The 12,572-nt window shown below is 50.6% G+C and carries 10 protein-coding genes; 6 read left to right on the top strand and 4 right to left on the bottom strand.

All coding sequences use genetic code 11. The features are described 5' to 3' along the window. Nucleotides 1-171: 171 nt before the first annotated feature. Complete coding sequence (locus tag Enr17x_RS22705; protein WP_145311971.1) at nt 172-1,605, bottom strand: sulfatase-like hydrolase/transferase; 1,434 nt, start codon at nt 1,603-1,605, stop codon at nt 172-174. A gap of 146 nt (nt 1,606-1,751) precedes the next feature. Between Enr17x_RS22705 and Enr17x_RS22700 the strand changes: the two genes are divergently transcribed. The 3 genes from Enr17x_RS22700 (at nt 1,752) to Enr17x_RS22690 (ending at nt 5,343) form a co-directional block, all read left to right on the top strand. Further along, nucleotides 1,752-2,888: a DUF6263 family protein gene (locus Enr17x_RS22700; protein WP_145311970.1), complete on the top strand. Its 1,137-nt coding sequence runs from the start codon at nt 1,752-1,754 to the stop codon at nt 2,886-2,888. A 222-nt stretch (nt 2,889-3,110) separates the two neighbouring features. Next, nucleotides 3,111-3,713 carry a golvesin C-terminal-like domain-containing protein gene (locus Enr17x_RS22695; protein ID WP_198000749.1) on the top strand — a complete coding sequence of 201 codons (603 nt, stop codon included), beginning with the start codon at nt 3,111-3,113 and terminating at the stop codon, nt 3,711-3,713. Between the two features lie 574 nt (nt 3,714-4,287). After that, nucleotides 4,288-5,343, top strand: a complete 1,056-nt coding sequence (locus Enr17x_RS22690) for a DUF6268 family outer membrane beta-barrel protein (RefSeq protein ID WP_145311969.1) — start codon at nt 4,288-4,290, stop codon at nt 5,341-5,343. A 190-nt stretch (nt 5,344-5,533) separates the two neighbouring features. Here the strand turns inward: Enr17x_RS22690 and Enr17x_RS22685 are convergent, their stop codons facing one another. The 3 genes from Enr17x_RS22685 to Enr17x_RS22675 form a co-directional block, all read right to left on the bottom strand. Next, nucleotides 5,534-7,060, bottom strand: coding sequence for a hypothetical protein (locus tag Enr17x_RS22685; protein WP_145311968.1), 1,527 nt, complete (start codon nt 7,058-7,060; stop codon nt 5,534-5,536). A gap of 349 nt (nt 7,061-7,409) precedes the next feature. Beyond that, nucleotides 7,410-8,708, bottom strand: a complete 1,299-nt coding sequence (locus Enr17x_RS22680) for a Gfo/Idh/MocA family protein (protein WP_145311967.1) — start codon at nt 8,706-8,708, stop codon at nt 7,410-7,412. A 202-nt stretch (nt 8,709-8,910) separates the two neighbouring features. Beyond that, nucleotides 8,911-10,326, bottom strand: coding sequence for a right-handed parallel beta-helix repeat-containing protein (locus Enr17x_RS22675; RefSeq protein ID WP_145311966.1), 1,416 nt, complete (start codon nt 10,324-10,326; stop codon nt 8,911-8,913). A 261-nt stretch (nt 10,327-10,587) separates the two neighbouring features. On the opposite strand from Enr17x_RS22675, the gene tadA reads away from it, so the two are divergent. The 3 genes from tadA (at nt 10,588) to Enr17x_RS22660 (ending at nt 12,567) form a co-directional block, all read left to right on the top strand. After that, nucleotides 10,588-11,103: a tRNA adenosine(34) deaminase TadA gene (gene tadA, locus Enr17x_RS22670; RefSeq protein WP_145311965.1), complete on the top strand. Its 516-nt coding sequence runs from the start codon at nt 10,588-10,590 to the stop codon at nt 11,101-11,103. Nucleotides 11,104-11,390: 287 nt separating this feature from the next. Continuing rightward, on the top strand, nt 11,391-11,591 hold the full coding sequence (locus Enr17x_RS22665) for a carbon storage regulator (protein ID WP_145220092.1): 201 nt from the start codon (nt 11,391-11,393) through the stop codon (nt 11,589-11,591). 223 nt (nt 11,592-11,814) lie between these two features. After that, nucleotides 11,815-12,567 carry an isoprenyl transferase gene (locus Enr17x_RS22660; protein ID WP_145311964.1) on the top strand — a complete coding sequence of 251 codons (753 nt, stop codon included), beginning with the start codon at nt 11,815-11,817 and terminating at the stop codon, nt 12,565-12,567. Nucleotides 12,568-12,572: the final 5 nt, after the last annotated feature.

Below are 12,572 nucleotides of genomic sequence, written 5' to 3'. Positions count from 1 at the left end.
GGTGTCTGGCGGTTAAACGGCTGGTTCTAAATCCTATTTAAATAAGCACTTACAAAATATGAAAACAAAACGCCGAGGCGACACTCGGTATTGTAAAATCAACCAGAGGCAGCGTTGCGCCATCAGATTGACACGCAGGGGAAATCATTTTTGCGTCAGTCGGCCATCGCTTCAGGATTTTTTTGCCGATGCGAGCGACACATCGTTCTGCTGCTTTCGCCAGTCGTTTAGTTTGCGATGCAGCGAATCACGAATCTGCTGATGCTGGGGATCCTGAGACAGATCATGTTGCTCAAGCGGGTCCTGTTTCAGATCAAACAGCTGGACCCGATTCAGGTGCGGATAGACGATCAGCTTCCAGCGATCGGTCCGAATCATGCGCTGGAAATTACGGAAGTAACAATAGACTTCGTCATAGATCGCTTCTTTATCACCAGTCAGCACGGGCTTGAGACTCTTCGCTTCCACGGTTTTCGGAATCGGAACACCGGCGAGATCACAGGATGTAGGATATAAATCGCGCAGGTAACATTGAGCCGATGATCGCTTGTCCGCGGGAATGCCAGGCCCGACCATAATCAACGGTACGCCGACCGTGTGCTCATACATATTCTGTTTTCCCCGCAAACCGTGACTGCCCATCGCCAGACCGTGATCGCTGGAGTAAATCAGAATCGTGTTGTCCCACTGCCCCGATTTTTTCAGGGCGTCCACAATTCGACCCACCTGGGCATCCAGATGCGAAACGATCGAGTAGTACAGGGATAAATCGTTCTGCACGATCTGTTTCGTCCGCGGCCAGGGAAGGAGTTTTTCATCGCGACCATACTTGTTCCCATGCTCAAAGGGATGCTCGGGCTGAAAGTTCACGGGGACCGGCATTTTCTTCGGATCGTAATATTGTTCGTAGCCAATCGGCATCAGCAGCGGATCGTGGGGTGCCGTGAAGCAAACATGCAGGAAGTATGGTTTTTCATGTTTGCGTTCGATGAATTCAATTGCGGCGTCCGCAAAATGCTCGCTGATATTGGAAGACAGGCCGACTCCTTTCTGGGGAAACATGTTTTGATCGTCATCCTGAAAGATCCAACCCCGATATCCAGTCACGAGCAAACCGTTACCATCGTATGAGGGAACGGCCCAGCGACCGCCGCCGCCGGTAAAGAGCCCCAGCGTTTCGTCATAACCCCGCATCACGGGTTTCCCGTCGTTGTGCCATTTGCCCACGTACCATGAGTTATAGCTGGCGTTGTGCATCGCCTGAGACCAGGTCGTCAGTTCCTTCTTGATCGGTTTGCCGAAATCCATCGATCCGTTATGAAAGCCGCTCACTCCGGTCATAATCTCAGCCCGGCTCGGTGTACAGATCGGATTCGCACAGACGGCCCGCGTGAAACTGGTTCCCTGTTTGACCAGTTGATCCAAATTCGGCGTTTTGATGATCTTGTTACCCAGTGCTCCGATTGTATCGGGTCGTTGGTCGTCACTGAGCAGAAAGACAATATTAGGATGCGTCGCTTTTTTGACGTCCTCAGCGGCTGCTTCGCTCTGAAAGTGAGACATCAAACATAAAACTGCCAGAAACGCCTGAAACACGGTTCGCATCGGATCCCCCTGTGGAACAAAGAATCGGCGTCTGAAGGCCGAATTCGTCTTTCACTAAATCATTATTGCTGATAACTTTTGCATCTCAAAAGTATCACCAGAGCTCTATTCGTTAGTTTTCTTTATCTATTCTGGACCAAGTCGCCATGCAGGGCAAGCGTTATATCAGCTGGATGTTGGGAATTGTGATTCTCGCCGGGACCGGCTGGTCATACTGGATCAAAAAACAAAACGAAAAACCAGTGGAAGTGGAGAGTAAAGCGGCTCCTGAAACGACGACAGCCGCCAAACCGCTACAGACGCCGATCGAAGTTCAGAATGCTTCGTTGCGTGATGAAAAAGTAGAAGTTCTGGAACTTAATCTGGCCGTCAATCAGCGATTTCCGATGATCAAAACGGTAGAACAGAGTCTGTCCCAAGCCTCCGCAGCGGGAATTGTGAACAGCACGTCGAAGCTGGAATTGATTCTCGCGCTGACGGTGGAAGAGCTTCGCGCTGATGGCCGCAAGCGATTCAATGTGCGTTATACGGGCGTGAAATATTCTCACAATATCGCCGGAGAGCGGGTGGAATATGACTCCAACCGTGCAAACGGACCGGCGCCCCCTGAAGTACAGGCGTATCAGCAACTGGTCAATAATGGATTTTCCTTCTGGATCGGCGCGGATAATAAAATCGTCGAGCTGGTTGGCTTTGATGAATTTCTCAAACGATGTTTGCAGAACACGCCCGCTAGTCAGCGGGAAACCGTGCTGGCTAAAATCTCCGAATCGTCGGGCGATGATGGCGTGGCCAATTTCATTGACGACAGCATCGGCCTGCTGCCTTACAACATTGACGAGAATCACAAAGGGGGCGCGATTCGTGTGGGGGAAACCTGGACGAAAACCCGCCGCCTGACGCAGCCGATTCCGATGACGCTGAAAACCGAATACACGCTCCGTGAATTGAATGACAACATCGCGACGATCAACATTGTCGGCGACATCGCGGCTTCCAAAATCAGTAGCCCAATCAACCAGAACGGTAAGTCAGTGCAACTCTACATTCGCGGCGGCAAATCGTTCGGCACCTGCATGATCGACCGTAAGACCGGCTTGCCTCTGGAATCAAAAATCGAACGCTTTCTGGAAACGACGGTCAAACTGGCCAGCGGCAAACATTTCGAACAGCAAAAGCAGATCATCACCACGATCCGTGCGTTTCCACACCAGGAAGAACGCCCCCTCGGCCCCGCTGCCAAAATCACACCTCGCGGCACCCTCAAACGCGCAGCAAACTGAGTGAGAGCCAGAGTTACTCGCTATCGTGATCTATTCCGTGCTTTTACTACAACGAAAGCAGACGTAAAGCCATAATACGGAATCGGGTAGTCGAGAATGGAATTCAAGTCATCCGTAACCTGCATGGTGCCAGGCAATGGGAAGATTTGCTATAATTAATTTCGATCAAGAAAATACACGAACAAAAAAGGCGGTTCGTACCGCTCAGCGAGAACAGGTTTTATGAAATATTATCCAGCCACTCTGATCGTTCTGGCATTGCTGCTTAACACACATGTAAAAGTGACTGCCAAAGAACCGGCGTCCAAGCGCAAGCTGCATCCGGATGCGGTCAAGAATACCCATCCGCCTGGTGAAGTGGATAAGCCGGAACTGGTGCCGTTCATCGTGTCGGACCCTGAAAAAATGCAGGGCATTGTCGTTGATGAAACCGAGGCGAAGCTCATTGGCACGTGGCAGTATTCCACGCATACGCCCCCGTACGTTGGGCTCGGTTATCTGCACGATCAGAAAAAAGGGAAGGGCGAGAAAGCAGTCATCTTTACGCCAGAGCTTCCCAAAGCAGGCCGCTACGAAGTGCGGCTTTCGCACTGCTATAATATTCGACGTTCCACGAACACGCCGATCACCATTCATCATGCCGACGGCGAGAAAACGATCCGCATCAATCAGCAGGACATCCCCGAGCATCAGAGGCTGTTCCGTACCCTCGGCGTGTTTCATTTCAATAAGGGAAAATCAGGCTGGGTCAAGGTTTCCAATAAAGGCACCGATGGCAATTACGTGATTGCCGACGCCGTCCAGTTTTTGTATCGAGGCAATTAATTCGCTCTTGACCGTGAGCGGTTCGGCACCAGCCGCTGTTTTTCAGGTTGATGTTCCTCCTACCATGAAAAGCACGAAACCACACGAAAAGCAAAATCCAGGATTGCCGGGGTTGTGAACAAATTTAGCAGCAGAAATCAATGCAAAATTCGTAGGGGTTTGCCTATGTGCCAACCCACCCTGGTGGGGTTCGACGTGGAGTTCACTCTTGCAAGGGAACCTGTGAAACATTTCGCATGTGATCCACAACTTCTATCAGTCCTCCCGTGTGCCATCGCAGGGCTTGCCCGACGGTGCCTTAATTGAACGATGTGATGCTCCACCCTGTGTGAAATCGTCCTGAATAAATCGCTGAATCCGAAACATTCTGTTTGTCGTCAATGAAACCAAGATCAGAATACTCTTGTGAGTCATTAAGTACGATTTGCATTGTAAATATGACAAAATAAAATAATTCATCGATCAAAAGTCTGTGTCGTACTATAAAGTAAGGAGTTCAGATTTTTGATCCTCCAGCCCCTCTCTATTCTGATTGCGTTCTCTTCTTTACTAAAACTGATGTCACGGACGACTGATGTTCTCGCTACGTTTCTTCTTCATACTCTCTCTGATCGGATTTCCGTTTGGTATCCAGCAGAGTCTGCATGCGCAGTCTGAAACGCCGGGTCATGTTTTCCTTTCAGAACCATCGGAAACCGTTCTGGCAGGATTCCTGCCGACTGATCGCAGTATTCGTGTGGAAGATGGGCTTCCGCTGGAGAGCCCTGTCCCACCGGCAGAAGAACCTTTTGCATCTGATCCGGATGAACCATCTGTTTCAAAGAGATCTCCGGATTTGAAATCACTCATGAAGCCGCGGTTTGACAGCTCGGCCGAATGGGAACCAAAAGTGAACGGTGTTGGAATCAGTTCTTATGATTTGTCAATGAAGCTACCGGTCTACCCGATTTTCGGGCCACCACCTCCGTTCATCAATCTCGGTTATTCATTCACGCAAATCGATGCGCCCGCTGCGATGGATTTGCCTCAGAGTCTGAATGAGTTTTCGTTTGGGATGTCATGGATGCGCCGAATCAAAGAAAAATGGATGGCACGTTATACACTCAATGGTGCATTTGCGTCGGACATGAATAATACGAGCAGTACGGCATGGCAGATACGAGGTGGCATGTTTGCCATGTATCGACCTAATGAAACCTGGAATTTTGCTTTTGGGGCACTCGCCACCGGTCAGAGTGATGTTCCGGTTCTGCCGGTCCTGGGGGCGATTTGGCAGCCGCGGCCTTCGCTCAAGGTTAATTTGATGCTGCCCAGTCCAAGAATCTCTCTGCTTTTATCGGAGACAGAGCAGCGCCAGCATTGGGCCTATGTCGGCGGCGGCTTCTCAGGAGGTACATGGGCCTACCGGCGTGCCAACGGCGTGGGAGAACGACTTAACTATCGTGAGTGGCGATTCGTTTTGGGATGGGAATCCACTCCCCCGAAAAAGCCGGGAAGCTTTGGTTCCAGTGGCACGACGTTGAATGCAGAGATCGGTTACGTCTTCGGCCGAAAGTTTGAATTTGACAACAGCGTACCTGACATCAAGATTGATAACACACTCTTACTGCGCTCTGGAATCCGTTTCTAGGCAGATCAATCAATGCAAATTCTACTTGCTGTACTCGAATAAGATTCGGAGCACCGAATTTTGTGTGTTATTTTGCAGCAGGAATACAAATCTTCCGGTACTATTGGCAAGCCAATAGTACCACCCAACCGTTTTAAACTTTCGTGTGATTTCTTGTTTTTCGTGGTAGCAAAAAACAAGACCTCTGAAACTAATCCAACTGTGGTGCCAGGCTGCCGTAGGCCCAGGGATTATTCTTGAATACCGGAGCAGTCGGGCGTTCGGGCAGTTTATCGGGCGTCAACTGTTTCGAAAGTTCTACCGCGGCGTCAACCATCTGAGGGCCCGCGGTGATGATCAGATTGCTGTATCCCGTCAAACGGGTTTCATAGCCGCCACCGTTTTTGTCGAAGGCTTCTTTCGTCGGCACATAACCGACACAGCCGTTCGCCAGCGAGACCGGGAACGTCATTGGAAACGGACTTCCCTCTTTGATGTCCAGGCCCAGCTGACAGAAAAATTCCGCTGGGTCGGTCAGTAACACAACCGGGCCGAGTTGAACCGCTTGCACTTCCACATCGGCCACCGGTTCTTTTTGCAGACGGGCATCGAGTAAAACGGTTTCCTTGGCAAAAACCCAGTCCGTCGCATTCGACTTGGCGGGGCCCGCTTTCACAATCTCAATGGCCTCTTTGATATGTTCGGGCGTTGGTTTTCGGCGGGGAATCTGCAGCATTTTTGTTTTGCTGGCGATCGTTTCAAAGTTGCCGCGCGGCATCGAGAGCAGCACCTTCACTGCTTCCGCCCCCACGCGACCGCCGACAAAACGGGCTGATTCTTCACTCGGACGTCGTTGGAACTTCGACAGGTTATCAACCTGCGTCACATCGCCGGATGCACCGGCCAGAAAAACGAGAACCACATCTTTCCCAAACACGCCGCGAATGACCTGTTCGACATAATAGATATAGTTCGCCGAAATACCGCCGGGGTTCGTGGTCGCATGACAAACGAAATTCACGATACAGCCTTTGAGCTGTCCCTGTTCATCCCAGACGCCGATGACACCGACTTCCGGATCAACGGGACCGGCGGGTTTGACAATATCGGGATTTCCGGGCCGCGGATGGGTGAACGTCAAACCGTTTCGCATAAAGAATCGGCGGTTGAAAGCGACTTGTTCTTCGATGCCTATGCCCGCACCGCACTCTGATGCATTTCGTTTCTGATAAGCTTCGCAAATCGCATCGACACTCTGATCGACGACCGTTTCCAGGTACGCGGGATCAGCCGTCGATGATTTTTCATACGCCAGCTCCTGCACGAACTCGGAAGCATGATCGTATTCGCCGGGAAGGATCATGCCCATCGGACCTGACGAGTGCGAATGCGTGGCGTGCAGCAGAATCGAAGTCGCCGGGATCTTGCATTTGGCTTCCACCCGTTTGCGAATTTCATCAACGGTGACACGGCGGATGAACAGCGCATCCAAGCTGACGACGGCGACGACATTCTTGCCATTATCAAACACAGCCGCTCGCACTTTGCACGGATCGTGAAACTTACGATGAAACGACTTCCCGTAACCCCCGGGCTGTTCCATGCCGATTTCGGGAGTGATGTCCCGTTCCGCGAAGCCAACTTTGACCTGTGGCGACTCGGCAGCATGAATGTGAGTCGTTGTAAGAATCAGAACACAAAGTGTGAATGCTTTGAATAACAGGGAGAGCATGTTCATGGCGAAAAACTCGATTATGATCAGGTGGGAAACAGGAGGAACGTTTCCTGTATTGTAAGCAGAATCAAAAACCGGTCGCTACTGAAGAAAGTTAAGAAATTCGGGGTAGGGTGAAAATTCTCAGTTAGGGTAGGGTCTGACCCATGTGTCAGCTCGCCTGGCGATAGACTATGTGATTCATTCTTTCAGTGGGGCGTAGAAACGATTCGAACGTCAATAAAAAACGCGTCAATACACGGGGAGACACATGGGTCTCCCCCTACATTTTTTAGTTCGGTACGTTCATCTCAATTCATCGTTGGCCAAGCCAATGGTGCCACACGACACTCGATCGTTTTACCAGAACGAACTAGGTTGAAGTCAGTTCGTATGGTTTGCGGTATTCTTTAGAGAGCCATTTAGCGGCTTCGGTATCACCGACGATGGTTTCCTGTTTGGGATCCCACTGGATCTTCTTGCCGGTACGAACGGCGATGTTGCCGAGGTGACAGACCGTTGCGGAGCGATGTCCGATGCTGATGTCGGCGGCAGGTTTTTTGCGGGTCTTAATACAGTCCAGGAAATTGTTCACGTGCGCGATATTGGCATCGCGGTTCACAATCTTTGGCACGTCGACCGATTTCAACAGTTCGGGTGGGTTGGCGATGATGCCGCCGCGATAGACAAACAGGCTGCCCTTTTCGCCGACGAACTCGGTTCCCTGTTTTTTACTCTTCGTGCCGGGAACCTGACGACAGTTGAGAACGACACCGTTGTCGTACGTGTATTTGATGTTGGTGGAATCGGGAGTTTCGTACCAGCCATCGGGGTTGAATGTAGCCGATCCTTCCGCACTGACTGGGCCACTTTCATCCATGCCGAGTCCCCATTGTGCGATGTCCAGATGGTGGGCGCCAAAGTTGGTTTGCTGTCCGCCACTGTAATCCCAGAAGAAGCGGAACAGATAGTGTACCCGATTTTTGTTGTAAGGACGCTCTGGTGCCGGTCCGAGCCAGCGATCAAAATCGAAGCCTTGTGGCGGTGCGCTGTTGGGAACAGGTTTGCCGGCCCGTGCGATCCAGTTGGGTCCGGGCAATGTCACATTCACGGTATGAATTTTGCCCAGTAATCCGGACTGTACCAGGTCGACGGCCAGCTTGAACTCTTTGCCGCTGCGTTGCATGGTTCCCGTCTGGACTACTCGATTGTGTTTGCGAGCTGCATCGATCATCACGGGGCCTTCGTCCACAACGAGCGTCAGCGGCTTTTCACAATAAACGTCTTTACCGGCGCGACACGCTTCGACGGTCATCTTCGCGTGCCATTGATCGGGAACGGTCACGACGACAGCGTCGAGGTCTTTGGAATCGAGCAGTCTGCGATAATCGTCGGTCATCATCGCGGACTTGTTCGCGTTTTTCTTAAGAAACTCGTCTGCTTCCGACAAATAGTTTTGATCCAGATCACAGAGTGCTTCAATGTTGTTAAGGAAGTACTTCATGTTGTTCCGTGGTCCACCCTGGTTGCCGACGCCGATCATGCCAATCCGAACGCGTTCGCTGGGCGGGACTGCAGCGAAGGTGGAACGATAGCTTTTGGCACTCAGCCCCATAAAGAGTCCACCGAAGACCGATTTTTTCAGGAAGTGACGACGTGACAGATGGGACATAGAAAAGACTCCTTGAGCGATTGAATAATAAACAGTAGGAACGGTGAAATCCCACTGGGAATAAGATCAAATATTTTAAGACAGAGGCCGTTCAACATGGCATCATCCTGACCTGAGTCAAACTGTTTCAGGTCTTACAGAACATTAAATTTTGATGCGATGAGGGGGGCTCGGCTAGTGAACCTGGGACTCTATTTTATGATTATTTTTTATAAAGGTTGTTCACGATTTGATTATCCTTGCCGCCGATGATCTGGATGGCCTGGGCGTTTTCACTTCCCCGCAGATCGCTGCGAATCAAACAATCAGAGATGCGACTGTCGGAAACGTTTTTCAGCAACAGTCCCTCTTTCGCGTAATCGAGGATGGTGCAGTTTGTCACATTCATGCGGCGGGAATCACGGATTTCGAACGCCGCGGTTTCATCGCCCGTACCATTGATATGGTTGCCGCTGATGGTGCAGCCATCGCAATTCGTAAAGAGCATACCGACCTGGGCGGTGCTGCCGTCAGCGTAGTGATAACGGGGATTGCGATCCAGCACGTTATTGGAAACGAGAATGTTCCGACAGTCGTCGACACGAATATTGTGCGAGTAACCTTTCCACATCGTGTTGCCGGTAATGGTTACTCCGCGGGCGCTGGTGACTTCGATGTTGGTCTGCACGTCAGAGAGAACATTGTCGGCGATGGTGATGTTGCCATCGCGGTATTCTTCGGAATGCGGTCGAATGCGGGCGTGTTCGTTGATGCGAATATTGGCGGAGCCGGGGGCAAAGTGATCGTGTTGAATGGTGTTACCGACGATGGCGATTTCTCCCACCGAGGCGCCTTCCGAATCGATCAGTACATTGGCCGTCGGTTCGGAGTTCTCATCTCCCATGTTGCCTTCAATATCACACGTGCCGATATGAATGTTGCGAATATCACCCTTGCGGACGACAACACCGCCGCCTGCGTTATAGGAAATGTGACAGCCAACTATATTGGACTGATGGATATTGACGTGATCGTAAAAGATACCGGCACCGCGGTTCTGATAAATATGACAGTTGGAAACGATCAGATTTCGATTGCGTTTGACAAAGTGAATTCCATGCAGCGCGCGGCGGATCGTGAGTCGGGTCAGGGTAATCTGCATGGTTCCCGTTGCTTCAATGCCACAGGCATCCGGATGATCGCCCACGATTTCCAAGCCGTCCACAAGTGGAGAACGTTGCTTCAACCAGACATTTTCTTTGACCGTCTTTGGACTGGCGGTTCCTTCGTGCGTGCCGATGAAGCGAAACGCGGGACCGGCGCCCGCCATAATGATGGTGGCGGTGCCATCGCCACTAATCGAGGTCGGTCCCAGTTTGTCCAGATCGATGCTGATGGTTTTCGTGATACGGTAGACGCCTTTGGGAAACATGATCTGGCATTCTCCCGAGTCGACAGCGCGCTGGATGGCGGCGGTATCGTCAGTAACTCCGTCTCCCGCAACGCCAAACGATTGAAGAGTCGGCGTCGCTGTTGCAAGAACTGGCGATTGACTGTCCTGTGATTTTCCTGGTTGCGAGGAAATCACTAGAAGACCGATGATCAGAAGGATTGAATAACTGATTACGATGCCGCGCATAAGGGAGGACCTTGAACTGAGAGGATTGTTGATCTGAGTGATTCACTGCAAACTCATATTGTAAACGAAGCGGCAGAAGAATCTCAAACTGGAAGCCATTGATTGGACCAATCCAACCGGTTACCAATCAGAATTGGAATCCACGTCTCAATCTGGAGAAAGTTTCGACGCGACTTTCATTCCAGCCAGATCTGGTTTATGTTGTGCGAAGATGATGAGAGTTCTTTCCTAAAGAAACATATATAAAGAAGTGTCATTAAGATGATCGACCGACCTGACGACCCCGGTTTTTCTCCCGGCGACCGAGACTTGCTGCAACTGCATACGAGTTGGATGCGGTTTGCCTATGATGAAGCACGTGCGGCATTTGAAGAAGATGAAGTGCCTGTCGGCGCTGTGATTGTCTATCAGGATCGGATCATTGCAGCCGCGCATAATCAGCGCGAAATGCTAAGCGACCCGACGGCACATGCCGAGATGATTGCCATTACCCAGGCCGCCGAGTCTCTCGGTTCATGGCGGCTTTCCGACTGTATTTTGTATGTCACGCTGGAGCCTTGTCCGATGTGTGCCGGGGCGATTATTCAGTCGCGCATTCCGCTGGTGATCTATGGGACAGCGGATGAAAAAGCAGGCGCCTGTCACTCATTATTTCAAATTACCAGCGACACACGATTGAATCATCAGAGCACCGTGATCAGTGGTGTGATGCAGGAAGAATGCCGCACGATACTGCAGGAGTTTTTTCGACGTAAACGGGCGGAAGGGAAAAAGTGAATCGCCTGACGTTCATTTATTTCTTTCGTTTTCTACGCGACGTCAAGACATCAACAAAATCAATTAATTGATGTATCATTCAATTATTGGCGACGTATGAAAATGTGTAGAAATGATGAAACTGAATTTGTCAAGTGATTTTCGCTGAAAAGAAACGGCATTAAATTCGTTTCATTTTTTGTTTGGTTTCCGCTTGTCCTTCTGATAGCAGTTTGACAAAATGTGTCTTACAATAACTTTTCACAATGTCTACAGATTCATTTCTGAATTATCTTTGAGGCGAGCGAATGCATATTATCTCTCGTGAAGCGAATGAGAGTATCCTCATCGGGGAACATACGGTTGTTAAAGTGCTTGAAGTATTTGGGGATCGTGTAAAACTGTCGATTGAAACTCCCGGGGCAGAACCTGCTTACTGGGAGAAAGTTGTCTACCTGGATCAGTCTGTTGAGGCTGAGGAACTTGAGTCTGTTCAAATCGGTGGGTGATTTACCCCATACGAACAGAAATCACTGTAGATGATCTGAACAGGACGTTGTCTCCCGTTCATTCTCTAAAGAAGCGGCGCTTTCTCGCCGCGCAGCCTTGGCGTTTTTGCGATAATTTCTCACAATAGGTAAGGCTAGAGAGTTTTCTCTCTACTCGTATTGTGAAGTCTGCTAAAATCAGGCAAACACGTCCTTCAAACTATCAATCACTGTGAGGCAAATTGTGCCCGCCATTTCGGAACAGGATGGGGAATCGCTTGGCTTAGAGTCCCGACAGCTACCGCGGCATATCGCCATTATTATGGATGGCAATGGTCGGTGGGCGTCGCGTCGTGGATTTCCACGAATTGAGGGACACCGCCAGGGAGTCAACAGTGTCCGCACCGTGGTCGAAGAATCGACGCGACTGGGCATCGAACAACTGACGCTGTACTGTCTCAGTAGCGAGAATTGGAAACGTCCCGCATTGGAATTAAACCTGCTGATGCAGCTCTTAAAAAAGTTTGTCATCGGTGAACGGGAAGAAATCATGCGTCAGAATATCCGCTTCACGACGATTGGTCGTCGCAGCGATCTTCCCAAGGATGTGCTCGCTGAAGTCGATAAAACGATCCGTGAGAGCCAGGAAAACACAGGCATGCAACTCTGCCTGGCGCTCAATTATGGCAGTCGCTCCGAAATTGTGGACGCTGTCAAATCGATCGTCTCCGAAGTTGAACAGGGAAATCTCAAAGCAGACGAGATCGATGAAGAGGTGATTTCATCGCACCTTTATACCGCCGGCATGCCCGATCCCGATCTGGTGATCCGCACGGCCGGGGAAATGCGGGTCAGTAATTTTCTATTGTGGCAGATCAGCTATGCCGAACTGTGGGTCACCGAAACCTATTGGCCTGACTTCTCTGTTTCTGATTTCTGGCAGGCACTGCGTGACTTCGCTGCCCGGGACCGCCGCTTCGGTGGGTTGAAAGGATAACGCAG

It is taken from the genome of Gimesia fumaroli (assembly GCF_007754425.1).
Lineage (GTDB): Bacteria > Planctomycetota > Planctomycetia > Planctomycetales > Planctomycetaceae > Gimesia > Gimesia fumaroli.
Note: the sequence above shows the minus strand (reverse complement) of the source record. Positions and strands in the feature narration are given on the sequence as shown.